The sequence below is a fragment of the Streptomyces sp. NPDC040718 genome, assembly GCF_055593565.1.
Genome location: NZ_JBVIXO010000004.1, coordinates 308,494 through 333,940 on the forward strand (window position 1 = coordinate 308,494; position 25,447 = coordinate 333,940).

General features: G+C 72.9%; 20 protein-coding genes. 5 read left to right on the forward strand and 15 right to left on the reverse strand.

From position 1 onward, the window contains the following. Positions 1-2 precede the first annotated feature (2 nt). The 12 genes from pgeF to rsmH form a co-directional block, all read right to left on the reverse strand. On the reverse strand, positions 3-734 hold the full coding sequence (gene pgeF / locus ACZ597_RS12965) for a peptidoglycan editing factor PgeF (RefSeq protein ID WP_471328445.1): 732 nt from the start codon (positions 732-734) through the stop codon (positions 3-5). Next, on the reverse strand, positions 731-1,933 hold the full coding sequence (gene ftsZ, locus ACZ597_RS12970; protein ID WP_471328447.1) for a cell division protein FtsZ: 1,203 nt from the start codon (positions 1,931-1,933) through the stop codon (positions 731-733). The genes pgeF and ftsZ overlap by 4 nt, the downstream gene beginning before the upstream one ends. Before the next feature lie 280 nt (positions 1,934-2,213). Further along, positions 2,214-3,071 carry a cell division protein FtsQ/DivIB gene (locus ACZ597_RS12975; RefSeq protein WP_471328449.1) on the reverse strand — a complete coding sequence of 286 codons (858 nt, stop codon included), beginning with the start codon at positions 3,069-3,071 and terminating at the stop codon, positions 2,214-2,216. 23 nt (positions 3,072-3,094) lie between these two features. Further along, positions 3,095-4,186 carry an undecaprenyldiphospho-muramoylpentapeptide beta-N-acetylglucosaminyltransferase gene (gene murG / locus ACZ597_RS12980; protein WP_471328451.1) on the reverse strand — a complete coding sequence of 364 codons (1,092 nt, stop codon included), beginning with the start codon at positions 4,184-4,186 and terminating at the stop codon, positions 3,095-3,097. Between the two features lie 6 nt (positions 4,187-4,192). Then, entirely contained in the window at positions 4,193-5,554 is a 1,362-nt protein-coding gene (gene ftsW / locus ACZ597_RS12985) for a putative lipid II flippase FtsW (protein ID WP_471328453.1), read from the reverse strand. A 69-nt stretch (positions 5,555-5,623) separates the two neighbouring features. Next, the gene (murD, locus tag ACZ597_RS12990) at positions 5,624-7,069 is read right to left on the reverse strand and encodes a UDP-N-acetylmuramoyl-L-alanine--D-glutamate ligase (RefSeq protein ID WP_471328455.1); all 1,446 of its coding nucleotides are present in this window, start codon (positions 7,067-7,069) and stop codon (positions 5,624-5,626) included. Continuing rightward, positions 7,051-8,121, reverse strand: coding sequence for a phospho-N-acetylmuramoyl-pentapeptide-transferase (gene mraY / locus ACZ597_RS12995; RefSeq protein WP_471328457.1), 1,071 nt, complete (start codon positions 8,119-8,121; stop codon positions 7,051-7,053). Before mraY ends, murD begins: the two co-directional genes overlap by 19 nt. Next, the gene (locus tag ACZ597_RS13000) at positions 8,118-9,542 is read right to left on the reverse strand and encodes a UDP-N-acetylmuramoyl-tripeptide--D-alanyl-D-alanine ligase (protein WP_471328459.1); all 1,425 of its coding nucleotides are present in this window, start codon (positions 9,540-9,542) and stop codon (positions 8,118-8,120) included. The genes mraY and ACZ597_RS13000 overlap by 4 nt, the downstream gene beginning before the upstream one ends. Then, entirely contained in the window at positions 9,539-11,233 is a 1,695-nt protein-coding gene (locus ACZ597_RS13005; protein WP_471328461.1) for a UDP-N-acetylmuramoyl-L-alanyl-D-glutamate--2,6-diaminopimelate ligase, read from the reverse strand. Before ACZ597_RS13005 ends, ACZ597_RS13000 begins: the two co-directional genes overlap by 4 nt. A gap of 37 nt (positions 11,234-11,270) precedes the next feature. Continuing rightward, entirely contained in the window at positions 11,271-13,232 is a 1,962-nt protein-coding gene (locus ACZ597_RS13010) for a peptidoglycan D,D-transpeptidase FtsI family protein (RefSeq protein WP_471328463.1), read from the reverse strand. A gap of 240 nt (positions 13,233-13,472) precedes the next feature. Then, complete coding sequence (gene ftsL / locus ACZ597_RS13015) at positions 13,473-13,916, reverse strand: cell division protein FtsL (RefSeq protein WP_471328464.1); 444 nt, start codon at positions 13,914-13,916, stop codon at positions 13,473-13,475. Then, a complete protein-coding gene (rsmH, locus tag ACZ597_RS13020; RefSeq protein WP_470965513.1) occupies positions 13,913-14,842 on the reverse strand; it encodes a 16S rRNA (cytosine(1402)-N(4))-methyltransferase RsmH in 930 nt (309 codons plus the stop codon). The genes ftsL and rsmH overlap by 4 nt, the downstream gene beginning before the upstream one ends. Before the next feature lie 341 nt (positions 14,843-15,183). Between rsmH and ACZ597_RS13025 the strand changes: the two genes are divergently transcribed. The 4 genes from ACZ597_RS13025 to ACZ597_RS13040 all read left to right on the forward strand — a co-directional run bounded on the left by ACZ597_RS13025 (position 15,184) and on the right by ACZ597_RS13040 (position 20,633). Further along, positions 15,184-15,735 (forward strand): beta-class carbonic anhydrase, encoded by a 552-nt coding sequence (locus tag ACZ597_RS13025; RefSeq protein WP_471328467.1) that lies wholly within the window; start codon positions 15,184-15,186, stop codon positions 15,733-15,735. 136 nt (positions 15,736-15,871) lie between these two features. After that, positions 15,872-16,882 carry an AAA family ATPase gene (locus ACZ597_RS13030; protein ID WP_471328469.1) on the forward strand — a complete coding sequence of 337 codons (1,011 nt, stop codon included), beginning with the start codon at positions 15,872-15,874 and terminating at the stop codon, positions 16,880-16,882. Further along, positions 16,882-18,240: a DUF58 domain-containing protein gene (locus ACZ597_RS13035; RefSeq protein ID WP_471328471.1), complete on the forward strand. Its 1,359-nt coding sequence runs from the start codon at positions 16,882-16,884 to the stop codon at positions 18,238-18,240. Before ACZ597_RS13030 ends, ACZ597_RS13035 begins: the two co-directional genes overlap by 1 nt. Further along, positions 18,237-20,633 (forward strand): transglutaminase TgpA family protein, encoded by a 2,397-nt coding sequence (locus tag ACZ597_RS13040; protein WP_471328473.1) that lies wholly within the window; start codon positions 18,237-18,239, stop codon positions 20,631-20,633. The genes ACZ597_RS13035 and ACZ597_RS13040 overlap by 4 nt, the downstream gene beginning before the upstream one ends. 277 nt (positions 20,634-20,910) lie before the next feature. On the opposite strand, the gene ACZ597_RS13045 is transcribed toward ACZ597_RS13040, so the two are convergent. Genes ACZ597_RS13045 through ACZ597_RS13055 form a run of 3 tightly spaced genes read right to left on the reverse strand, consistent with a single transcriptional unit; the run spans position 20,911 to position 24,651 of the window. Further along, complete coding sequence (locus ACZ597_RS13045) at positions 20,911-21,537, reverse strand: TetR/AcrR family transcriptional regulator (RefSeq protein ID WP_471328475.1); 627 nt, start codon at positions 21,535-21,537, stop codon at positions 20,911-20,913. 29 nt (positions 21,538-21,566) lie between these two features. Beyond that, positions 21,567-23,660, reverse strand: coding sequence for a YhgE/Pip family protein (locus tag ACZ597_RS13050; RefSeq protein WP_471328477.1), 2,094 nt, complete (start codon positions 23,658-23,660; stop codon positions 21,567-21,569). Beyond that, positions 23,632-24,651, reverse strand: coding sequence for an ATP-binding cassette domain-containing protein (locus ACZ597_RS13055; protein ID WP_471328479.1), 1,020 nt, complete (start codon positions 24,649-24,651; stop codon positions 23,632-23,634). The genes ACZ597_RS13050 and ACZ597_RS13055 overlap by 29 nt, the downstream gene beginning before the upstream one ends. Before the next feature lie 270 nt (positions 24,652-24,921). On the opposite strand from ACZ597_RS13055, the gene ACZ597_RS13060 reads away from it, so the two are divergent. Continuing rightward, entirely contained in the window at positions 24,922-25,404 is a 483-nt protein-coding gene (locus ACZ597_RS13060) for an SAV_6107 family HEPN domain-containing protein (RefSeq protein ID WP_471328481.1), read from the forward strand. The last annotated feature ends 43 nt before the right edge of the window (positions 25,405-25,447 follow it).

Consider the following 25,447-nt stretch of genomic DNA (forward strand, 5'->3'; position numbering starts at 1 on the left):
CGTCAGTCCAACCAGACATATCCGGCAAGCCGCCCGGTCACCCGGTCGCGGCGGTACGAGAAGTGGTCCCGCGACTCCAGTGTGCAGACCGGGGAGCGGTGCGCGTGCGCCACCCCCGCTCCGGCCAGCTGCGCGTGCACCCCGGCGACCACGTCGACGGCCGGTGTCCCCCAGCTGGTCTCGGCCCAAGCGGCCGGCACCACACCGGCGACCGCCTCCCGCATCTCGGCGGGCACCTCGTAGCAGCGGCCGCAGACGGCCGGTCCGGTACGGGCGACCATCCGCGCGGGGTCGGCGCCGAGGGCGGTCATCGCCTCGACGGCGGCGGGCACCACCCCGGCGACCAGTCCGGGCCGTCCGGCGTGGGCGGCGCCGACGACCCCGGCGACGGGGTCGGCCAGCAGGACCGGCGTGCAGTCGGCGGTGAGGACCGCGAGGGCGAGTCCCCGACGTGCGGTCACCACCGCGTCCACGGAGGGGATGTCGGCACCCTCGCCCCAGGGGCCGTCGACCACCGCCACGTCCCGGCCGTGCACCTGGTTCATCCAGACCACCAGGTCCGGCCGGATGCCCAGGCCCTCGGCCGCGATCGCCCGGTTCGCGCGAACGGCGGCCGGGTCGTCTCCGACCGCGCCGCCGAGATTGAGCTCCTCGTACGGAACGGCGCTCACCCCGCCCCACCGGTCGGTGAAGGCGAAGTGGGCGCCGTTCTCGCTGTGCTGCCCCAGTGTCACTTCAAGAAGTCCGGTACATCCAGCTCTTCGGCCGGGCTGTCCTGGTAGGGCCGGGCCGTCGGGACCTGCGGTGCGGGGGCCACGGGCTCGACCGGGACCTCCACCGGCGCCGGGGGCTCCTCGCGGGGGGTGACCGTGCCGAGTCCGCCGAAGGCCGGGCGGACCGGCTCGGGCGCGCGGACCGGCGCGGGGGCCGGCTCCTCGCGCTTGGTGGACGCGGCGCCGATGACGTTGTCCCGGCGGGCCGGGGGCTGTCCGCCGTCGAAGCCGGCCGCGATGACGGTGACGCGGACCTCGTCGCCGAGCGCGTCGTCGATGACGGCGCCGAAGATGATGTTCGCCTCGGGGTGCGCGGCCTCGCTCACCAGCTGCGCGGCCTCGTTGATCTCGAAGAGACCGAGGTCCGAGCCGCCGGAGATGGAGAGCAGCACGCCGCGGGCGCCGTCGATGGACGCCTCCAGCAGCGGCGAGGAGATGGCCATCTCGGCGGCGGCCACCGCGCGGTCGTCGCCGCGGGCCGAGCCGATGCCCATCAGGGCCGAGCCCGCCTCGGACATCACGGACTTGACGTCGGCGAAGTCGAGGTTGATCAGGCCGGGGGTGGTGATGAGGTCGGTGATGCCCTGGACGCCGGAGAGCAGGACCTGGTCGGCCGACTTGAAGGCGTCGAGCACGCTGACCTGGCGGTCCGAGATGGACAGCAGCCGGTCGTTGGGGATGACGATGAGGGTGTCGACCTCTTCGCGGAGCTCGGCGATGCCGTCCTCCGCCTGGTTCGCGCGGCGCCGGCCCTCGAAGGTGAACGGGCGGGTGACCACACCGATCGTCAGGGCGCCGAGCGAGCGCGCGATGTTGGCGACGACGGGTGCGCCGCCGGTGCCGGTGCCGCCGCCCTCGCCGGCGGTCACGAAGACCATGTCGGCCCCCTTGAGGACCTCCTCGATCTCCTCGCGGTGGTCCTCTGCCGCCTTGCGGCCGACGGCCGGGTTGGCTCCGGCGCCGAGGCCCCGGGTGAGTTCGCGGCCGACGTCGAGCTTGACGTCGGCGTCGCTCATCAACAGCGCCTGGGCGTCGGTGTTGATGGCGATGAACTCGACGCCCTTGAGACCGACCTCGATCATTCGGTTGATGGCATTGACACCACCGCCGCCGACACCGATGACCTTGATGACTGCGAGGTAGTTCTGCGGTGCTGCCACGTCGAAGGCCTCTCGCCTCGAGTTACGTGTCGCCGCCTCGCGGGCCTGCGTAGCGACGACTGATGCCGAAATGTGGGACGGTCCGTACGCGCCGACCCGAACCCTCACCCTTAAGTTTAGGGTTAGGGGTGTGTCTGTTCCCTGGACTCTCCCGAACAGGACACTAAGTCGACAAGTAGCGCGTGTTCAACGAACACGCCGAACCTCCCGTTTTTCTTTTCACCCTATGTGATCACCCGTATCGGTGGCCAACCAGGGTGCGTCGGCGTTCGACCTGACGTCAACTCCCGGACACCGCAGGTGCCGTGGGGACGCTCACGTCGAAGTGGTCGGCCTTGGGCGAGGCCTTCAGCAGGGCCGTCAGCGCCCTGCCTTTGGCCTCACCCAGTTCGCCGCTCCCCCAGACGACCGTACGGCCCCTGGTGAGTTGTAGTACGACCGAATCGTACGACCGGACCGTGACCTGCAACGTCTCCCTGGAGACCGCCTCCGGGAGGCTCCCGGCGATGCCGACGGCCTCGCGCAGCAGCCGCTCGCCGTCGAAGCGGCGGGCGCTCGGCGAGCCCTGCGCCGCCAGTTCGAGGACCGGAACGTGCGCGGGTGCTTGCCGAACCGTGTCGAATCGCACACCGGAAGCGTCCACTTCGACGAACTGTCCGTCCTCCTTGATGAGCAGGACCGGTTTGCGTTCCGTCACCTTCAGGGCGATCCCGTGCGGCCAGGACCGCACCACGTCGACCGAATCGATGCGGGACAGCCGGCCCCGCACGCGGGCCGCGATCTCATCGGTGTCCACGCCCACCAGGGGTGCGCCGACGGGCACGGCCGCGGCCGCGAGGACCTGCTCGGGGGTGAGCACCTCGGTGCCGGTGGCCGTGACCTTCTCGACGCGGAGCCAGGAGGAGCCGTACAGCGCCCAGGTGACGCCCGCGGCGAGGAGCACCGCGACGGCGAGGGAGGCCAGCACGCGGACCCGGCGCGGCAGTGCGCGCCCGGGCCCCCGCGGGCCGGATCTCCCGGGTGGTTTCGACGACTTGGGCCGCTTGGGCGCTTTGGGCGCTTTGGAGGCGTCCGCGCCCTTGCCCCCCTTGCCACCCCGGCCGGAAGGGCCGCGCTGTGCCGTCGTCGCTCCGGCCACTCCTGTGCCTCCTGGGTCAGCGGTTACCTGCGTGCAGCCGCAATCGCCTCGTAGACCAGACCGACGAGCAGGTCGTCGGCGTCCCGGCGGCCGAACTCGGCGGCGGCGCGGGACATCTCGTACAGGCGGTGCGGATCGGACAGCACCGGGAGGACCTGGCCGAGCACCCAGTCGGGCGTCAGCTCCGCGTCGTCCACGAGCAGGCCGCCGCCGGCCTTGACCACCGGCTGGGCGTTGAGCCGCTGTTCGCCGTTGCCGATGGGCAGCGGTACGTAGACGGCCGGCAGTCCGACGGCGGAGAGTTCGGCGACGGTCATCGCACCCGCGCGGCACAGCATCATGTCGGCGGCGGCGTACGCGAGATCCATCCGGTCCACGTACGGTACCGGCACATACGGCGGCATCCCGGGCATGTTGTCGACACGCGGCAGTTCGTTCTTCGGGCCGACCGCGTGCAGGATCTGGATCCCGGAGCGCTGGAGGGTCGGCGCGGCCTGCTGGATCACCTCGTTGAGGCGGCGGGCGCCCTGGGAGCCGCCGGAGACCAGCAGCGTCGGCAGGTTGGGGTCCAGACCGAAGGCGGCGCGCGCCTCGGGGCGGACGGCGGCCCGGTCGAGGGTGGAGATGGAGCGGCGCAGCGGGATGCCCACGTAGCGGGCGCCGCGCAGCTTGCTGTCGGGGGTGGAGACCGCGACGGCGTGCGCGTAGCGGGAGCCGATCTTGTTGGCCAGTCCGGGGCGGGCGTTGGCCTCGTGGACGATGATCGGCACCCCGAGGCGCTTGGCGGCGAGGTAGCCGGGCAGGGCCACGTAACCGCCGAAGCCGACGACCACGTCGGCCTTGGTGCGTACGAGGATCTCCTCGGCGGCCTTGATGGTGCCGCGCAGCCGCCCGGGGACGGTGATCAGCTCCGGGGTGGGCTTGCGGGGCAGCGGCACGGCGGGGATGAGGCCCAGCTCGTAGCCGCGCTCCGGCACCAGGCGGGTCTCCAGGCCCCGTTCCGTGCCGAGGGCGGTGATGCCCACGGTCGGGTCCTGCCTGCGCAGTGCGTCCGCGAGGGCCAGCGCCGGCTCGATGTGGCCGGCGGTCCCCCCACCGGCGAGTACGACATGCACCGAAATTCACCGCTCTCCGGACGGACGCCTCTTGACGCGCCGTCTCATCGACTTCCATATCGGCCCGCTCCGCTTCCAGCCGGCTCTCGGCTGTCGCATCGCGAGCGCCGCCCGCGCCGCCGGTTCCTCCCGCGCGAACGCGATGAGCAGTCCGACCGCGAACATGGTCGGCAGCAGGGCCGACCCTCCGTAGGAGAACAGCGGGAGGGGGACCCCGGCGATCGGCAGCAGGCCGAGCACCGCACCGATGTTGATCACGGCCTGGGCCGTGAGCCAGGTGGTCACGCCTCCCGCGGCATACCGTACGAAGGAGTCCTCCGTGCGTCCGGCCACGCGGATACCCGCATAGCCTAGAGCCGCGAACAGGGCGAGCACCGACAGCGTCCCTGCCAGGCCCAGTTCCTCACCGGTGATGGCAAAGATGAAGTCGGTGTGGGCTTCGGGCAGTTGCCCCCATTTTTCCACACTCGCCCCGAGACCGGAACCGAACCATCCGCCGGATGCGAGGGCATAGATCCCGTGTACGGCTTGCCAGCAGAGGTCGTTCTTGCCCGGTTCTGTCGCTCCGAGGCAGGCGAGCCGGTCCATGCGGTGCGGGCTGGTCTTGATGAGCAGTGCGACGATCACACCCGCGAAGGCGAGCACTCCGACGAACAGCCTCGTCGGCGCCCCTGCCAGCCACAGCAGGCCGAAGAGGACGGCTCCGAGGATCATCGCGGTGCCCATGTCCCCGCCGAGCATGATCAGCCCGAGCAGCAGGAAGGCCACCGGGACCAGTGGCACCAGCAGGTGCTTCCACTGGCTCAGCAGCCCCTTGTCGCCCTTGCGGGCCAGCAGGTCGGCGCCCCACAGGATCAGCGCGAGCTTGCCGAACTCGCTGGGCTGGAGCATGAACGGGCCGCCCAGGGAGATCCAGTTCTGGTTGCCGTTGATCGAGACCCCTATCCCGGGGACCTGGACCAAGACCATCAGGAACAGGGTTCCGGCCAGCACCGGATAGGACAGCGCCCGGTGCAGCTTGACCGGCATCCGGGAGGCGGCGAAGAGCAGGACGCCGCCGATCAGGGCGGCCAGGAACTGCTTCTTGAAGAAGTAGGCGTCGCCCAGGCCCAGCTGGAGCGCCTTGATCATGGAGGCCGAGTAGACCATCACCAGCCCGAGCACGGTGATGAGCAGCGAGCTGCCGAAGATCAGGTAGTACGCGGTGAGCGGGCGGTCCCAGGCCTTGCTCAACTGCCGCTGCGTACGCCGCAGCCCCGACAGCAGCCCGCGCCCGGCGGGCCGCTTGGCCCCGCCCGCCGGGCGTTTGCGGCCCTGCGCCCTGACGGCGGCGGGCCGCCGCCCCGGCAGCATCTGCTTGGCCGGCATCTGTGTTCTTCCCCTCCACTCGTACGAGGCGAGCAGCCGGCCGGAGGGAACCTGTACCGGCGCCTCGGCCTAGGCCGTGTCCGCGGCACTCCCGGAGGCCAGTTCGCGCACCGCGTCGGCGAACGCGTCCCCACGCTTGTTGTAGTTCGCGAACATGTCCATCGACGCACACGCGGGCGCCAGCAGGACCGTGTCCCCGGGCTCCGCGAGCCGGGCCGCTTCCCGGACCGCTGCGAGCATCGCCCCAGTGTCGGTCCGTTCGAGGTCGGTCACCGGGACCTCGGGGGCGTGTCGCGCCAGCGCCTCCGCGATCAACGCCCGGTCGGCGCCCATCAGCACGACGCCGCGCAGCCGCTTCGCGGACTTCCGGACGAGCTCGTCGAAGGTCGCGCCCTTGGCGAGGCCCCCGGCGATCCAGACGACCGGTTCGAAGGCCGCCAGCGAGGCCTCCGCGGCGTGGGTGTTGGTGGCCTTGGAGTCGTCGACGTACCGGACCCCGTCGACCTCGTCCACGTACGCGACGCGGTGCGCGTCGGGGCGGAAGTCGCGCAGCCCGTCGCGGACCGCGCGCGGCTCGACGCCGAAGGCGCGGGCCAGGGCGGCGGCGGCGAGGGCGTTGGCGATGTTGTGCGGGGCGGGCGGGTTGACGTCGTCGACGTGCGCCAGCTCCTGGGCGTTCTTCTGCCGGTTCTGCACGAACGCCCGGTCCACGAGGATCCCGTCGACCACGCCGAGCATGGACGGGCCGGGGGCGCCGAGGGTGAAGCCGATGGCGCGGCAGCCCTCCTCGACGTCGGCCTCCTCGACGAGGTGCTCGGTGGCCGGGTCGGCGGCGTTGTAGACGCAGGCGACGGTGTTGCCCTCGTAGATGCGGCCCTTGTCGGCGGCGTACGCCTCCATGGAGCCGTGCCAGTCGAGGTGGTCCGGGGCCAGGTTGAGCACGGCCGCGGAGTGGGCGCGTACCGAGGGGGCCCAGTGCAGCTGGTAGCTGGAGAGCTCGACGGCGAGCACGTCGTACTGCTCGTCGCCGGTGACCACGTCGATGATGGGGGTGCCGATGTTGCCGACGGCTGCGGTCTTCAGACCGGCCGCCTTCAGGATCGAGGCCAGCATCTGGGTGGTGGTGGTCTTGCCGTTGGTACCGGTGATGGCGAGCCAGGGCGCGGCGTCCTCGCCGCGCAGCTGCCAGGCGATCTCCACGTCGCCGACGACGTCCACGCCGGCCTTGGCCGCCTCGATGAAGAGCGGACTGTCGGGCTTCCAGCCCGGCGAGGTCACGACCAGCTCGGTGCCGTCGGGGAGGGTCTCGGCGTCGCCGAGGCGTACGGAGACGCCCTTGGCCTCCGCCTCCAGCTCCGCGGCCCGGGCCCGGTGGCCCTCGCTGTCGCCGCCGTCGACGACGGTCACAACGGCGCCGAGGCCGGCCAGGGCGCGGGCGGCACTGATGCCGCTCACGCCGAGACCGGCGACGGTGATGTTCCTGTCCTGCCAGGAGGTCACTTGTCTGCTGCCCATCCCGCGTAGAAGAGACCGAGACCGACGATCACGCACATGCCCTGGATGATCCAGAAGCGGACCACGACGAGGACTTCGGACCAGCCCTTGAGTTCGAAGTGGTGCTGGAGCGGGGCCATGCGGAAGACGCGCTTTCCGGTCAGCTTGAAGGAGCCGACCTGGATGACGACCGACATCGTGATGAGCACGAAGAGGCCGCCGAGGAGGGCCATCAGGAACTCCGTGCGGGAGCAGATGGCCAGGCCCGCGAGGGCGCCGCCGAGCGCCAGCGAACCGGTGTCGCCCATGAAGATCTTGGCGGGCGAGGTGTTCCACCACAGGAAGCCGAAGCAGGCACCCATCAGGGCGGAGGCGACGACCGCGAGGTCCAGCGGGTCGCGCACCTCGAAGCAGGCGTTCGGGTTGGTGAGGTCGGCCGCGTTGGCGCAGGACTCCTGGAACTGCCAGACACCGATGAAGGTGTAGGCGCCGAAGACCATCACGGCGGCGCCGGTCGCGAGACCGTCCAGACCGTCGGTCAGGTTCACGCCGTTGGACATGGCCAGGATCATGAACAGGGCCCAGACCACGAACAGCACGGGGCCGATGGACCAGCCGAAGTCCGTGACGAAGGAGAGCTTCTCCGAGGCCGGGGTCAGTCCGCGCGAGTCCTTGAACTGGAGCGCGAGCACCGCGAAGGCGATGCCGACGATCAGCTGCCCGGCCATCTTGGCCTTGGCCCGCAGACCGAGCGAACGCCGCTTGACGATCTTGATGTAGTCGTCGAGGTAGCCGACCAGGCCCATGCCCGCCATCAGGAACAGCACCAGCAGGCCCGAGAAGCTCGGCTCCTCACCGGTGATGACCTTGGTCAGGGCGTACGCGATGAGCGTGGCCAGGATGAAGGAGATGCCGCCCATGGTGGGCGTGCCCTTCTTCCCGGCGTGGCCGCGGGGGCCGTCGTCGCGGATGAACTGGCCGTAGCCCTTGCGGGCCAGCAGCTTGATCAGCAGCGGGGTGCCGATCACGGTGAGGAACATGCCGATGACACCGGCGAACAGGATCTGCCTCATCGGTCGGCGACCCCGCCCTCGCGCTCCAGCAACGCCAGCGCGACCCGCTCCAGGCCGACCGACCTGGAAGCCTTCACCAGCACGACGTCCCCCGGGCGCAGTTCACTGCGCAACAGGTCGACCGCCGCCTGCGCGTCGGACACGAGCACCGACTCCTCACCCCACGAACCCTCGTTATATGCGCCCAGTTGCAGCCAGGACGCTTCCCTGCCCCCGACTGCCACGAGCCTGCTCACGTTGAGCCGGACGGCAAGCCGCCCCACCGCGTCGTGCTCGGCCAGCGATGCGTCGCCGAGCTCGGCCATGGGGCCGAGCACCGCCCACGTACGTCCCCCGTCCGCCTTGCCGGCCTCCCCCATCGCGACGAGTGCGCGCAGGGCGGCCCGCATGGACTCCGGGTTCGCGTTGTAGGCGTCGTTGACGATCGTCACGCCGTCCTCGCGCTCGGTGACCTCCATCCGCCACCGGGACAGCGTGCCCGCTCCGGAGAGCGCTGTGGCGATCTCCTCGACCGGCATGCCCAGGACATGGGCGACGGCGGCCGCGGCGAGCGCGTTCGACACGTGGTGCTCACCGTACAGCCGCAAGGTCACATCGCTGCACCCGGTCGGTGTGTGGAGTGTGAAGGAGGCCTGTCCCGCGGGCGTCATCCGCACCTCGGTGGCGCGTACGTCGGCGTCCTCGGCCTCGCCGAAGAGGACCGTACGGGCCTTCGTGCGGGCGGACATGGCGCGCACCAGCAGGTCGTCGGCGTTGAGTACGGCGACGCCGCCCTCCGCCTCGGACGGCAGGGCCTCGACCAGCTCCCCCTTGGCCTGGGCGATGGCCTCGCGGCCGCCGAACTCGCCGATGTGGGCGGTGCCGACGTTCAGGACGAGGCCGATGCGCGGCGGGGTCAGGCCGGTGAGGTAGGCGATGTGGCCGATGCCGCGGGCGCCCATCTCCAGGACTAGGTGGCGGGTTTCCGCGGTGGCCTTGAGGGCGGTGAGCGGCAGGCCGATCTCGTTGTTGAGGGAGCCGGGCGTCCACACCGTGGGCGCGTGGTGCTGGAGCACCTGGGCGATGAGGTCCTTGGTGGAGGTCTTGCCGGCGGAGCCGGTCAGGGCCACCACGTCGGTGCCGAGACGTTCGACGACGGTGCGGGCGAGGGCGCCGAGCGCCTTCTCCACGTCGGGCACCACGATCGCCGGTACGCCGACGGGCCGGGCGGCGAGGACGGCGGCGGCTCCGGCGGCGACGGCGCGCTCGGCGTAGTCGTGGCCGTCGACGTGCTCGCCGTCGAAGGCGGCGAAGAGGCTGCCGGGCTCCACCTGGCGGGAGTCGATGACGACGGGTCCGCCGATCCGCACCGACGGATCCGGTATGTCGTGGGGCCGCCCGCCGGTGATGTCGGCGATCTCGGCGAGGGAAAGGTCGATCACTGGTCCACCTCGGCCTGTCGGGCGCTGAGCTGCTGGTTCTCGATGGCCGCGCGGAGCACGGCGCGGTCGTCGAAGGGGCGTACGACGCCCGCGGTGTCCTGGCCCTGCTCGTGGCCCTTGCCGGCGACGAGGACGGTGTCGCCGGCCTCGGCGCGCGCGACGGCGGCGGCGATGGCCGCGGCCCGGTCGGCGTCGACGAGGACGGTGCCGCGCTCCTCGGCGGGCACGGAGACGGCGCCCTCGAACATCGCGGCGAGGATCTTCAGGGGGTCTTCGGAGCGCGGGTTGTCGGAGGTCAGGACGGCGGTGTCGGCGTACCGGGCCGCCGCGGCGCCCATCGGGGCGCGCTTGGTGGTGTCGCGGTCGCCGCCGCAGCCGAGGACGATGTGCAGCTTGCCGGTGGTGACCTCGCGCAGGGCGCGCAGCACCGACTCGACGGCGTCCGTCTTGTGGGCGTAGTCGACGACGGCCAGGTACGGCTGTCCCGCGTCGACCCGCTCCAGGCGGCCGGGGACGCCGGGGACCGCGGCGACGCCGTCGGCGGCGGCCTGCGGGTCGAGGCCGGCGGCGGCGAGCGTGACGATCGCGGCGACGGTGTTGGCGACGTTGAAGGGGCCGGGCAGCGGGGCCTTGGCCCGTACGCGCTGTCCTTCGGGCCCGACCAGGGTCAGGGTGGAGTCCATGTGGCCGCTGACCACGTCCTCGGCGCGCCAGTCGGCGGCCGGGTCGCCGGCGGCGGAGAAGGTGACGACCGGGATCGGCGCCTCCTTGGCGAGGCGGCGGCCGTACTCGTCGTCGAGGTTGACCACGCCGACACGGGCCCGGCGCTCGGTGAAGAGCTGGGCCTTGGCCTGGAAGTAGTCCTCCATGCCGGTGTGGAACTCCATGTGTTCCGGGCTCAGGTTGTTGAAGACGGCGACGTCGAAGACGCAGCCGTCGACCCGGCCCAGGACCAGGGCGTGGCTGGAGACCTCCATGGCCACGGCCTCGACGCCGCGTTCGCGCATGACCGCGAACAGGGCCTGGAGGTCGGTGGCCTCGGGGGTGGTCCGCTCGGACTTGATGCGCTCGTCGCCGATGCGCATCTCGACGGTGCCGACGAGTCCGGTGGTGCGGCCCGCCGCGCGCAGCCCGCCTTCGACGAGGTACGCGGTGGTGGTCTTGCCGGAGGTGCCGGTGATGCCGAGCTGGAGCAGGGCCTCGCCGGGCCGGCCGTAGATCTCGGCGGCGAGCTCGCCCATCCGGCCGCGCGGGTCGGCGACGGCCAGGACCGGCAGGCCGGTCGCGGCGGCGCGCTCGGCGCCCTCCGGGTCGGTCAGCACGGCGGCGGCGCCGAGGGCGGCCGCCTGGGCGGCGAAGTCCGCACCGTGCAGCCGGGCGCCGGGCAGGGCCGCGTACAGGTCTCCGGGGCGTACCGCACGGGAGTCGTGCGTGATGCCGGTGATCTGAGCGGCGCCGGACTCGGGCAGACCCAGCAGGGTGGCCAGCTCGCCCAGGGGGGTCGGGCGGGCGGACACGGGCCGGGGCGCTCCCGGCGGCGCTGCCGGGGCGTCTTTCTGGGCGGTTCTGGGCTGATCAGCGTGGGGCACGGCGGTGAGCGTACCGGGCGCGGCGGGCCGCTCGCGAAGCGAGGGCCCCGCTTCGGCGCCGGCGGCCGTCTGGTTCCCCGGTTCCGGGGTGATCGATGTCACTGGTCGTGCCTCGCGCTCTGGTGGCTGGACGGTCGGTTCACGGCCCGGGCTGGGGACCGGTGGGGGCGCTGCTCGGGGCGGCGGGCGGCGGGCCCGCGTCGTAGGTCACGGGCAGGCCGGCGGGGGCCGCTCCGGTGGGTGCGACCTGGAGGGTCTTGAGGGCGAACTCCATGACCGTCTTGTAGATCGGGCCGCAGATCTGGCCGCCGAAGTAGCTGCCCTTGGTGGGGTTCTGGATGGCGCAGTAGACGGTGATGCGGGGGTTGTCGGCGGGGGCGAAGCCGGCGAAGGAGGCGGTGTAGCCCTTGTAGCGGCCGGTGGCGGGATCCACCCGGTTGGAGGTGCCGGTCTTGCCCCCGACCCGGTAGCCGGGGATCTTCGCCTTGGTGCCGGTGCCCTCCTGGTCGTCGACCACGGATTCGAGCATCTCGGAGAGGGTCTTGGCCGTTTCGGCGCTGATCACCCTGGTCTGCTCGGGGGCCGGGGCCGGGGTGAACCGGCCGTCGGGGCCCTTGGTGCCGCGCACCAGGGTCGGGGTGATGCGGACGCCGCCGTTGGCGACGGTGGAGTACACGGACGCGGCCTGCATGGCGTTGAGGGACAGGCCCTGGCCGAAGGGGATCGTGTACTGCTGGGAGGTGGACCAGGCCTCGGGCTTGGCGAGGATGCCGCGGGATTCGCCGGGGTAGTTCAGGCCGGAGGGGCGTCCGATGCCGAACTTGTCCAGGTACGAGTAGAGGACCTTGTTCGCTTCGGACTGGGTGGCGCCGAGCTGGCCGGTGGCCAGGATGGTGCCGATGTTGGAGGACTTGGCGAGGACCCCGTTGAGGGTCAGGTACCAGGTCGGGTGGTCGATGTCGTCCTTGAAGAGCCGGTCGCCGCGGTGGAGCCGGTTGGGGACCTCGACGTGGGTGTCGGGGCGGGCCTTCTTCTCCTCCAGGACGGCGGCCATCGACATCACCTTGGCGGTGGAGCCGGGCTCGTACACGTCCTGGAGCGCGGCGTTGCCCATCGCGGCGGAGCGGGCCCGGGTCAGGTCGTTGGGGTCGAAGCCGGGGGCGTTGGCCATGGCCAGCACCTCGCCGGTGCGGGTGTCCTGCACGATGACGTAGCCGCGGTCGGCGCCGGACTTCTCGACCTGTTCCGCGATGGCGCTCTGCGCCGCCCACTGGATGTCGCGGTCGATGGTCAGCTCGATGTCGTCGCCGGGCACGGCGGGCTTCTCGCTGGATCCCGCGGTGGGGACGCGGCGGCCGCCGGACTGGGCGTAGGTCAGTTCGCCGTCCTTGCCGGCGAGCTTCTTGTCGAGGGCGGACTCCAGGCCGCCGCCGCCCTTGCCGTCGGCGTTGACGTAACCCAGTATCCCGGCGGCGAGGTCTCCGCCCGGGTACACGCGCTTGCTGCTGACCTCGTTGAAGATGCCGGCGATGACGTTGGCGCCGGGGCCGTTCTTCTTCTTGTCGGCGGCCGCCTTGTCGGCGAAGAGCTTCTTGAGGTCCTTGATCTGGTTCCAGACCTGGGGGGTCTGGCGGCGGGCCAGGATCACGTAGCGGCTGTTCTTGGTCTGGAGGCGCTTGGCGAGCTCTCCGGCGTCCGCTCCGAGGATGGGCGCGAGGAGGGCCGCGGCCTGCTGGGGGGCGTCAGGGGCCTTGCTCTCCTGGGGGGTGAACATCTTCGGGTCGGCGGTGATGTCGTACGCGTCGACGCTTGTGGCCAGAGCCACGCCGTTGCGGTCGGTGATCTCCCCGCGCTCGGCGGCCAGGGTGTGGCTGGCGAAGCGGTTCTCGCTGGCCTTGGCGGAGTACGCGGAGGCGTCGACGGCCTGCACCTGGAGGAGCCGGACGACGAAGGCGAGCATGACGAGGGTGAGCCCGACGCCGACCAGGCGCAGCCGGGGTTTCGGGTTCCCGAGCCGGATGGTGTGCGGTTGCCCTGGCCGGGCGGTGACCCGGGCCCGCGGCACCGCCGCCTTGGGGCTCACCGCCGCACCCCGCCGCACGACGCGGGAGCCTCCGGCGTCCCACCCCCGGGACCCCACCCCAGACCCCGCGCCGGGCCACAGCCGAACCCAGCCCCGCCGGCGATCGAGGCGCGGGCCCGGGCGGCGCCCGGGGAACGGTCGAAGGGCGGGGCGGGGAGCTGCCCCGCAGGGGTCCCCGTTGCGGCGGAGCGCGGGGCGGGGTGGAGTCCCGCTGGGGGTCCCCCCGGCGGTGGCTGGGGGAGGGTCCGCGTCACGACGTCACCTGCCTGGCGTAGGGGTGGGTTGCGGGGTGCCGCTGGGGGCCGGGGCCGGAGCCGACCCGGGGGCGGGGCTCTGCGGAACCGGCGGAGCCACCGGCGCCTCGGCCGGAGCCGCCGTGCCCGCGGTCTTGCCGTCGGGGCCGAGGAAGACGGGGCTGCCGCCGGGCACCAGGCCCAGCTCGCGCGCCCGCCGCTGAAGGGCGTCCGGCGCCGAGTAGGCGTCCACGTCCCGCTGGAGCGCCTGCTGCTCGTCCGTCAGCGCGGTGGTCTCCTTCTTCAGCCGGCTCAGCTGGAAGGAGCCCTCGTTCAGTGCCGAGTTCAACAGCAGCAGGCTGATCAGCCCGCCCGCGAGCAGCGCCACCACCAGCAGGACGAACGGCATCCGCGCCGCCCCTGCGCCCTGCGGCCTCGGCCGGGCCCCGCCCGGGCGGGCCTTGGTCACAGCCGCGCCTCCCGGATGCGCTCGACGCCCCGGAACCGGGCCGGGGCGGCCCGCCGGTTCTCGGCGATCTCCTCCTCGGTCGGCAGCTCCGCGCCGCGCGTCAGCAGCTTCAGCTTCGGCTGGTACTTCTCCGGGACGACCGGCAGCCCCGGGGGGGCCGTGGAGGTGGCGCCGGCGGCGAAGACCTGCTTCACGAGGCGGTCCTCCAGGGAGTGGTACGACAGCACCGCGATCCGGCCGCCGACCGCGATCCGGTCGACCGCCGCCGGGATGGCCCGCTCCAGCCCGGAGAGCTCTCCGTTGACCTCGATGCGCAGGGCCTGGAAGGTCCGCTTGGCGGGGTTGCCCCCGGTGCGCTTGGCCGCCTGCGGCAGGGCGTCGCGGATCAGCTCCACGAGGCGGGCGCTGTTGGAGAAGGGCTCCTTCTCCCGCTCCCGCACGATCGCGGACACGATCCGCTTGGCCTGCTTCTCCTCGCCGTACTGGCGCAGGATCCGCACCAGCTCGCCGGGGGCGTAGGTGTTGAGGACCTCGGCGGCGCTGATGCCGGTCGTCTGGTCCATGCGCATGTCCAGCGGCGCGTCCTGGGCGTACGCGAACCCGCGGTCGGCCTCGTCGAGCTGCATGGAGGAGACGCCGAGGTCGAAGAGGATGCCCTGGACGGCCGGGAGCCCCAGGCCGTCGAGCACCTCGGCGAGGTCTGCGTAGATCGCGTGGACGAGCGTGGCCCGGTCGCCGAAGGGCGCGAGCCGCTCCCCGGAGAGCCGCAGGGCCTCCTTGTCGCGGTCGAGGCCGATCAGTCGCGCCTCGGGGAACCGGGTCAGCAGGGCCTCGCTGTGGCCGCCGAGGCCGAGGGTGCAGTCGACGACGACGGCCCCCGGCCTCTCCAGCGCCGGGGCCAACAGGTCCAGGCACCGCTGGAGCATCACCGGGACATGTCGGGACTCGCTAGTCAAAGCGCCCTCTCAGATAACGGCGCGGCAGGCATACGCCGCGCCGCGCACGCGGAGTGTTACCAGGGGGCCGGGCGGCCGGTGAGGGCCGGGCTCCGGCCGGTTCGCGTCACTTTAGTGCAACGGTCGCCGCGGTCAACGAACCGCCCCGCGCCCGGTGCGCCCTCCCCCCGAACAAAGCCCAAAAGCCGCGAATCACCCGAACAGCGGCCCCCGTCTCACTCCTGTGGGTTAGCTCACAACAAGGCTTGTTGACCTTCTTTGTCCATCCTCACTCAATGCCTCACCGGGCTGTGACCACTAACGTCATAACCATGACGACTTCCGCATCCCTGCCCGCCCACTCCTCTGCCCAGGCGGCCGGCGGCGACTCCGTCACCGACCGGCTGGTGGCCGCCAACCAGCACTACGCGGCCCAGTTCACCGACCCCGGCATGGACGCCCGCCCCGTCCTGCACGTGGCCGTCGTGGCCTGCATGGACGCCCGCCTCGACCTGCACAAGGCCCTGGGCCTGGAGCTCGGCGACTGCCACACCATCCGCAACGCCGGCGGGGTGGTCACCGACGACACCATCCGCTCGCTCACCATCAGCCAGCGGGCCCTCGGCACCCGCTCGGTCATACTCATCCACCACACCGGCTGCGGTCTCGAAAGCCTGACCGAGGACTTCCGGCACGAGCTGGAGGACGAGGTCGGCCAGCGCCCCGCCTGGGCCGTGGAGGCCTTCCGCGACGTCGACCAGGACGTCCGCCAGTCCATGCAGCGGGTCCGGACGAACCCCTTCCTGCTCCACAAGGACGATGTGCGAGGCTTCGTCTTCGACGTGCACACCGGGCTCCTGCGGGAGATCGATCCGGCCACCTGAGTGACAGACCCGCCGGACGCCGTCAAGAATGCGGGGAGACGTCACCCGGAACCCCTCCGGGGCGGTGTCCGTGTTTCGGGGTGGGCCGGTCATGCGCCAACGGCGTCGGCCCGGAGAAAGGGCCGAGGAGAACCAGGTGACCACGTACGACGACCGAGCGAGCCTCGCTGATCTGACCAGCACGGCCGAGCGGGTCCGCCGGTCGGTCGAGAGCGTGATCGAGGGCAAGCCCGAGGTCGTACGGATCGCGCTGACCGTGCTGCTGGCCGAGGGGCACCTCCTGATCGAGGACGTCCCCGGCGTCGGCAAGACGATGCTGGCCAAGACGCTCGCCAAGTCCATCGACTGCTCGGTCCAGCGCATCCAGTTCACGCCGGACCTGCTGCCGTCCGACATCACCGGCGTCAGCATCTACGACCAGCAGCGCCGCGAGTTCGAGTTCAAGCCCGGCGCGATCTTCGCCCAGATCGTCATCGGCGACGAGATCAACCGCGCCTCCCCCAAGACCCAGTCCGCGCTGCTGGAGTCGATGGAGGAGCGCCAGGTCACCATCGACGGCACCACCTACGCCCTGCCCAGCCCGTTCATGGTCGTCGCCACCCAGAACCCGGTCGAGATGGAGGGCACCTACCCCCTCCCCGAGGCCCAGCGCGACCGCTTCATGGCCCGCGTCTCCGTCGGCTACCCCAGCCCCGAGGCCGAGCTCCAGATGCTCGACGTCCACGGCGGGCTCTCCCCGCTCGACGACCTCACCGCCGTCGCGCACGCCCACGACGTGGTCAAGCTGATCGAAGCCGTCCGCGAGGTGTACGTCGCCGCACCCGTACGCCGCTACGTGGTCGACCTCGTCTCCGCGACCCGCAGCCACCCGGACCTGCGCCTGGGCGCCTCACCCCGCGCCACCCTGCACCTGCTGCGCGCCGTCAAGGCCTCCGCCGCCCTGTCCGGCCGGGACTACGTCCTGCCCGACGACGTCCAGCAACTGGCCGCCCCCGTCCTCGCGCACCGGCTGCTGCCCACCGCGCAGGCGCAGCTGAACCGGCGCACCGCCGAGCAGGTCGTCCACGACATCCTCCAGCGCACCCCCGTCCCCGCCGCGCACCCTCGCGGCGAGATGCCGCCCGGCGCGGGCGCCCGGAGCTTCTGATGGCGGCCGGTGCCCCGCACGGCGCCGGCGGGCAGGTCAGGGACCCCGGCGGGCTGCGCGCCTCGCTGGCCGGACTGACCACCCGGGGCCGCTCGTTCCTGGCCGCCGGAACCGCCGCCGCCGTCTGCGCGTACGTACTCGGCCAGGGCCAGCTGCTGCGGGTCGGGCTGCTCCTCGTCGCGCTGCCGCTGATCTGCGTCCTCGCCCTGCACCGCACCCGCCACCGGGTCACCGCGACCCGCCGCCTGAGCCCGCCGCGGGTGCCCGCCGGCGGGGAGGCCCGGGTACAGCTGCGGCTGGAGAACGTGTCCCGCGTCCCCACCGGACTGCTGATGCTCCAGGACCGGGTGCCCTACGTACTCGGCCCGCGGCCCCGCTTCGTACTGGACCGGGTCGAATCCGGCGGCCGCCGCGAGGTGTCGTACCGGGTCCGCTCCGACCTGCGCGGCCGCTACCCGCTCGGCCCCCTCCAGCTGCGCCTGACCGACCCCTTCGGGCTGGTCGAGCTGACCCGCTCCTTCACCGCCTACGACACCCTCACCGTCGTCCCGCGCACCCAGCCCCTGCCCGCCGTCCGGATGACCGGCGAGGCGGGCGGCTACGGCGACGGCAGCCGCCGCTCGCTCGCGCTGGCCGGCGACGACGACGTGATCCCCCGCACCTACCGGCGCGGCGACGACCTGCGCCGGGTGCACTGGCGTTCCACCGCCCGCTACGGCGAGCTGATGGTGCGCCGCGAGGAGCAGCCCCAGCGCACCAAGGCCACCGTCCTGCTGGACACCCGCGAGCTCGCCTACGAGGGCGCCGGCCCCGACTCGGCCTTCGAGTGGGCCGTGTCGGCCGCCGCCTCGACCCTGCTGCACGTCCTGGAGCAGGGGTTCTCGGTGCGGCTGCTGACCGACACCGGCGACTCCGTGCCCGGCGAGGGCGGCGGTGGCTTCTCCTCCGGCGGGCCGGAGTCCGCCGAGGCCGCCGGGCTGATGATGGACACCCTCGCGGTCGTCGGGCACTCCGACGGGAGCGGGCTGGGCCGCGCCTACGAAGCGGTCCGCAGCGGCGGAGCGGGCCTGGCCTCCTCCGGCGGCGACGGCCTGCTCATCGCCTTCTTCGGCGACCTCGACGAGGAACAGACCGGGATGGCGGCCCGGATGCGGCAGCGCAGCGCGGGCGCCGTGGCGTTCGTACTGGACTCCGCGACCTGGACCGGAGCGCCCTCGCGGGCGGAGGAGCGGCTGCGCAGGCTGCGGGACGCGGGCTGGTCGGCACTGGCCGTCCCGCCCGGCGCCGCCTTCGCCGAGCTGTGGCGGCAGGCCGGGAACGCTCCCCTCGGCTCGCAGACCAACGGAGGCCGGGGATGAGCGGGCGCACGCGGGTGACGCTCTTCGGAATGCTGGCGACGCTGCTGACCTCCTGGTCACTGGCCCCGCTGGTGGAGTCCTCCGGCTGGCTGCTCCAGGCGGCCGCCCTGCTCGGCGTACAGGCCGCGGTCGGGGCCGGCGGGCGGCGGGTGCCGCTGGCCCGGTGGCTGACGGTGGCGGCGCAGCTGCTGGTGTCCCTGGTGCTGCTCGCGTTCCTCTTCGCGGGGAAGGCCGAGTCCGCCGGGGGCGGGCCGCTGTCCTTCCTGGTCACGGACTTCGGGGCGTTGTTCCGGCAGGGCGTGCGGGACGTGGGCGAGTTCGCCATACCGGCCCCGCTGACCGATGGGATCCGGCTGCTGCTGCTGGCCGGGGTGCTGCTGATCGGGCTGCTGGTGGACGTGCTCGCGGTGACGCTGCGGACCGCCGCGGCGGCCGGGCTGCCGCTGCTGGCGCTGTACTCGGTGGCCGCCGGGCTCTCCACCGGCCAGGGCGGCTCCTGGTTCGCGTTCCTGCTGGCCGGCGCGGGCTACCTGATGCTGCTGCTGTCGGAGGGCCGCGACCGGCTGGCGCAGTGGGGCCGGGTCTTCGGCGGCGCCCCGAGCACGCGGGTGTCGGCGGCCTCCGGGTACGGGGGCGGCGGCCGGGCCGTGGCGCCCGTGCGCTTCGGGCGCCGGATCGGCGTGGTCGCGCTGGGCGTGGCCGTGGCGGTGCCGGCCGCGCTGCCGTCGCTCGGCGGCGGGCTGCTGGGCACCCCGGGCGACGAGGCGGGCGCCTCGGGCCGGGGCGGCGGCACCATCTCCGCGGTGAACCCGCTGGTCTCGCTGCAGAGCAGCCTGAACGCGCAGGACAACCGGGTGGTGCTGAAGTACCGCACGGACAGCCCCCAGCTCGGTGAGCAGTACCTGCGGATCCTGGCGCTGGACGAGTTCAACGGCGTCAAGTGGGAGGCCTCCGGCCGCCCGCTGACGGACGTGCCCGAGCGGCTGCCGAACCCGACGGGGCTGAGCGACCGGGTCCGCGAGGGCGCGACCGAGGTACGGACCTCCGTCTCGGCGGCGGACACGTACGCCCAGCGCTACCTGCCGATGCCCTACCCGGCCACGCAGATCGACATCCCCGGCAAGTGGCGGTACGAGCCCGCCGGCCGGACCCTGGTCGGGGACCAGCTGGGCAAGGACCGCTTCCAGAACGTGCAGGGCGCGCAGTACACCGTACGGAGCCTGCTGCTGCGGCCCACGGCCGCGCAGCTCCAGGCCGCCCCGTCCCCGAACCCGCTGGTGCGGGAGGAGTACACGAAGCTGCCGGACAACCTGCCGCCGGTGGTGGCGGAGACGGCGCGGAAGGTCACCCAGGGCGCGCAGGACGACTACACGCGGGCCGTGCGGCTCCAGGACTTCTTCGCGGTGAACGGCGGCTTCCGCTACGACACCAAGGTGTCCTCGGGGACGGGTTCGCAGGCCATCGCCCGCTTCCTCGCGGACAAGGAGGGCTTCTGCGTCCACTTCGCCTTCTCGATGGCGGCGATGTCCCGCTCCCTGGGCATCCCGGCGCGGGTGGCGGTCGGTTTCACCCCGGGCGAGAAGCAGTCCGACGGCAGCGTGAACGTCTCCATGCGCGACGCCCACGCCTGGCCCGAGCTGTACTTCGAGGGCGTGGGCTGGACCCGGTTCGAGCCGACGCCCCGCTCGGGCATCTCGCTGCCGGACTACAGCCGCGCCGAGACCCCGGCCCCGCAGCCGTCCGCGCCGTCCGCGCTGCCCTCGCAGTCCGCGTCGGCCCCGGCGCCCATGCCCTCGCAGGCCGAGGCGTGCCCGCCGGAGCTGAAGAAGCTCGGCGAGTGCGGCGTCCCGGCCGCCCGGCAGAACACCGGCGGGGGAGCCGGCGGCTTCCCGGTGGGCGTGGTCCTCGGCTGGACCGGCGCCGCCCTCGTGGTCCTGGCGCTCCTGCTGCTGCCGCTGCTGTGGCGCCGCCGGGTCCGCGAGCGGCGGCTGGCCGCCCCGGACGTGCTGGCCGCCTGGCAGGAACTCGGCGACAGCGCCTGGGACGTGGGCATCCCGCCCGACGGGGCGCTGTCCCCGCGCCGGGCGGCGGGCCGGGTCGTGGTGCTGGGCAAGCTGGACGGTGAGCCCGCGCAGGCGGTGCACCGGGTCGCGGGCGCGGTGGAGCGGGCGCTGTACGCCCCGCCCGGCGCGGACGTCTCGTACCCGGAGCTGGCCGCCGACGTCCGGCTGGCCGGTACGGCCCTGCTGGCGGCCGTGGGCCGCCGGGCCCGGCTGCGCGCCCTGCTGCTCCCCCGGTCGGGAGCCCGCGTCACCGCCGCCGCCTCTGCCCGCGCTTCGGAGGCCTCGGCCCGGGTGGGCGCGGCCACCGCCCGCCTCCGGGGCCGCGGCTGACCCCCGGCGGGGCCGGCGGAGAAACGGAAAACGCCGGTGCGGCACGGGCTCGTTCCCCCCGAGCCCGCCGCACCGGCGTTCCGTCTTCCCGGCCAGGGACCCGGTCCGCTCCGCGGCCCCGTGTCCGCGGTGCGGGCCGAGCGGCCCTGTCCATGGCTTCCAGTCTGCTGTCTTCGCAGGTCGGAGCCCATCCGTACACGTACTCATCTGTACGTCTAGGTACGGATACTCAGTTCTACGCCGCCCGGCCCCCCGCACGGCACCGCCGACCGGGGGGTCAGCGGCTTCCGCTCACCCGTCCCCGCAGCAGCAGCGACAGCGCCGAGTGGACGTCGTCCAGGGACCGCTCGCGCTGGAAGGCCTGCCAGTCCAGTGCGGCCACCAGCACCATCCCGACCAGCGCGGCCGCCGTCAGCGGCACGTCGATCTCGGCGCTGAGCTCCCCGCGCTCCACGCCCTCCCGCAGCACCGACTCGACCACCGCCACCGCCTCGCCCCGCACCACCATCAGGGTGGACTGCCAGGCCCGGTTGGTCCGCCAGAGTTCGGCGACGTACAGCTGGGTGAAGGCCGGGTACCGGTCGATGAAGACCAGGCCCGCGCGGATCATCGCGTCGAGGGCTTCGATCCGGCTGCCGCCGCGCGCCTCGGTCCCGTCCGCGGCGGCCCGCAGCGAGGCGGTCAGCAGCCCCACCCCGTGCCGCAGCAGCTCCTCGAAGAGCTCGGTCTTGCTCGCGAAGTTGTAGTACACGGTGCCCTTGGCCACGCCGGCCCGCTCGGCGATCTCGTCGACCGTGGTCGCGGAGAAGCCCTGCTCGGCGATGAGGGTGACGGCCGCCTCGTACAGCTTCTGCCGCGTGGCCTGCCGCCGGGCGCCGCCGGCGGTGGTGCTGCTGCTTTCCATGGCGCTGATTCTCACAGGTCAACAGCCCCTTACAGGCTCAGTTCCGGGTGCAGCCGGTCCATCGTCCACACCTGCTTGCCGCGGGCGGCGAGCGCGGTGAGGGCCAGGGCCCCGGCCGTGAAGGCCGCCAGGACCGCGCAGCCCTGCCACACCGGCGTGAGGTCGCCGCCCGTGATGAGGCGGCGCAGGCTCTCGACGATGTACGACATCGGCAGGTACGGGTGGATTCCGTTGAAGAAGTCCGGGCTGGTCTGGACGGGGTAGGTGCCGCCGGCGGAGGTCAGCTGGAGCATCAGGACCGCGAGGACCAGGATGCGTCCGGCCGCGCCGAACTTGGCGTTCAGCCACTGGATGATCGCCGCGAAGCAGGCGGTGACCAGGACCAGGAAGCCGATGGTCAGCGCCGGGTGGGCCATCTTCAGGCCGAGGCCCGGGGCCCAGTGGAGTACGGACATCAGCGCGCCCACCTGCGCGGCGCCGAGGCCGACCACGGGCAGCCAGCCCGCGAGGGCGATCCGCCAGGGCGAGGAGCCGGCGGCCAGGGCCCGCTTGTTCATCGGGGCGATCAGCATGTAGGCGACCATCGCGCCGACCCACAGCGACAGCGGGATGAAGTACGGGGCGAAGCCGGTGCCGTAGTTGGGCGCCTTGTGCAGGGCCTGGTTGGCGAGCTGCACCGGGTCGGCCATGACCTGCGTCCGGGCGTCGCGCTGCTGCTGGTCGTAGTCCGGGATCTTGCCGACGCCGTCGTGCAGGCCGCCGGCGAGCTGGCCGCTGCCGTCGACCAGTTTGAACATGCCGCCGTTGAGCTGCTGCGCGCCGTCGCCGAGCTTGCCGACGCCCTCGCCCAGCTTGCCGGAGCCGCCCGTGGCGGTGCCGATGCCCTTGTGCAGCTCGACCATGCCGGCGGCGACCTTGTGGGCGCCGTCGTTGAGGGCGTTGGCCTTGGTGACGGCCGCGTCGAGGTCGGCGGCGAGGCCGGGGGCCTTGACGGCGAGTTCGCGGGCCTTGGCCTCCAGGTCCGTCAGCTGGCCCTTGAGCTTGGTGACGTCGCCCCTGGAGTTGCCGAGGACCGTGTTCACGTCGCCCGTCAGCAGGGCGGCCTGGGCCGCGTCGTCCTTGATCTTCTTCTGCAGGTCGCAGAAGCCCGCGGGCAGCTGGGGATCGGGCTTGACGCAGTACCGGGTGTAGTTGGTGTCCGCGAGGCCCGAGACCTGCTTGGTGATCGCGGCTGCGGCCGGGGCCTTCTCGACGGCCTTGTCGAGGTGACTGTTGACGACCTTGGCGGTGTCGGCGACCAGCTTGGCGGTGTCGGCCAGGTTCTTGGGGTCCTTGACGAAGGGGCGGGCCTTGTCGGCGGCGCCGTTGACCACGTCGGCGACCTTCTGGGTGCCGTCGGCGACCTGCCGGGAGCCGGTCTCCAGCTTGCCGGCGGCCTCGTTGAGCTTCTTCAGGCCGCCGGTGAGCTCCCCGGACTTCTCCTTGGCCGTGTCGAGGCCGTCGGCGAGGTCCTTGGCGCCCTGCTGGGCCTTGCCCGCGCCGTCCTTGAGCTTGTCGGCGCCGTCGGCGGCCTCGGCGGTCTTGTCGTGCAGGTCGGAGAAGGAGACGAAGATCTTGTCGAGGAACTTGCGGGAGGCCTTGGTGGAGGCCGCCGAGCGGACCTCGGAGAAGACGGTGCGCGAGATCGAGCCGACGATGTAGTTGTTGGCGTCGTTCGTGTGGACCTGGAGGGCCCCGGTGGTGGGGTCCGCGCCGCCGCTGGAGGCGATCTTCTCGCTGAAGTCGGCGGGCATGGTCAGGGACAGGAAGTACGTCCCGTCCTCCAGGCCCTTCTCCGCCTCCTCCGCGCTGACCTCGCGCCAGTCGAAGGTCTTGCGCTCGCGCAGGTTCCGGGTGATCTCACCGCCGACGTCGAGGTGCTCGCCGTTGACGTCGGCGCCCTTGTCCGCGTTGACGAGCGCCACGGGCACCTTGTCGAGGCGGCTGTACGGGTCCCAGAACGACCAGAGGTACAGGGCCCCGTAGAGCAGGGGCAGCAGGAGCAGCGCGACGAGGGCGGCCCGGGGCAGCTTCCCCCGCCCGAACCGCTTCAGCTCAAGCGCGGCCAGTTTCGGCGAGCGCATCGTCCGCCCCCTTCGTGTCTTCGTCTTCGTCTTCGTCGTTGTCGGTGCCGGCGGCGGGCCCGGGCTGCGCGGTGGCGGGCTCCTCCGGCCCGGGCTCCTCCGGCCCGGGCTCCTCCGGCCCGGGCTGCGCGGTGTCGGTGGCGGCGGGGTCCGTGTCTTTGTCCGGGGCGGCCAGGCCCCAGGTGATCTTCGGACCGTCGGCGCCCGCGGCGGCGGGCCGGGGCGCGGGCGCGGCCTTCCCCGTGTGCCCGCCGGACTTCGACTTCGCGGTTGCGGCCGCATCGGCGTCCGGTTCCGCCCCGGTGCGCAGCACCGTCACGCCCTCCGGGGCCTCACTGCACACCGCGATGACGGTCGTCCCGCGGTCGGCGACCGAGCGGAGCAGGGCCCAGGCCTCGGCGCGTTCGGCGTCCGAGAGCTTGAGGTCGAGGTCGTCGAGGGCCAGCAGCCGGGGGCCGCCCAGCAGGGCGATGGCCATGGACAGCCGTACGGCCTCCAGGCGCTCCAGGTCGCGTACGGAGGTCCGCTCCCCCTTGGGCAGGGTGGCGGGGTCCAGTCCGACGGCGGCCAGGGCCTCGTCGATCCGGGTCCGGGCGGTGGCGCGGCGGTCGCCGCGCGGGCTGCGCAGCAGGGTCCGCAGGGGAGCGTCGTAGCGCCGCTGGAGCATGGCTCCCTCGCGGAGCTGCTCGGCGACGGTGAGGGACTGGTCGAGGTCGTTGACCCCGGGGACCGGGCCGAGGGCGGCGATCCGGCGGACCGCGGCCATCTTCTTCGGCAGCCGGTGGCGGCCGATCTCGGCGTGGCCCTCGGTGGCCTTCATCCTCCCCGTGAGGGCGAGGAGCAGGCAGGTCCGGCCGCTGCCGGAGGGGCCTTCGAGGGCGATGAGCGATCCGGGGGCCGCGTCGATCCCCACGCCCCGGAACACCCAGCCGCGCGGGCCCCTGAGTCCGAAGCCCTCGGCCTTGACGGCGGCGCCGTGCGGGCTGTCCACGCCCCTCCCCCTCCTTTTGAACTGACCAGTCAGTTCAAAAACTAGCAGGTTCGGGACCACGGGGCGCCCACGAGGGGGCTTTTGGCGGGATTCCGGCGGAGGCCCGACCGGCCCCGAGCAGGCCTCCCGCGGGGCCCGCCACCCGCCTCCGGAACCCCTTCCGCGGAAACCCGCAGGTCAGCGGGATTGTCAGTGGCGACCGTCACGATTGACCCACGAACACAGACACCGGCAGCACGCCGAACACCACGCAACGACAGGAGGTTCGTCATGGCCACACCGTCCCCGTCCCCTGTCCACCCCGTCCCGCGCAGGGCGTCCGCCCCGCCGGCCGCCCTCGACCTGCTCGCCAAGGCCCGCAGCGGCCTGGCCGAGGCGGCCCTGCTGCCCCGGCCCAACGAGCGGTACGCCACCGCCCACCTGGCCGCGCTGCGCACCGCCGCGGCCGTGCTCGCCGCGCGCGGGCGCCCCGAGCCGGCGAACCCCCGGCGGCGGCCCCGGATCCGCAGCGCGTGGGAGGTGCTGCCGGAGATAGCGCCGGAGCTGACCGAGTGGAGCGCGCTGTTCGCCTCGGGTGCGGCCCGCCGGGCCCGGGCCGAGGCCGGGATGCCGGACGCGGCGAGCGGCCGGGACGCGGACGACCTCGTACGGGAGGTGGGCATGTTCCTGCGGCTGGTGGAGCGGATGCTGGCGCTCCAGCCCGTGGCGCAGGTCCTTCCACAGCCTCGCCCGGAGCGTCCGGACGCCGGATGAGCTGGCCGGTCGGCTGAGGCAATAGGGTGGGGCACGCACCGCC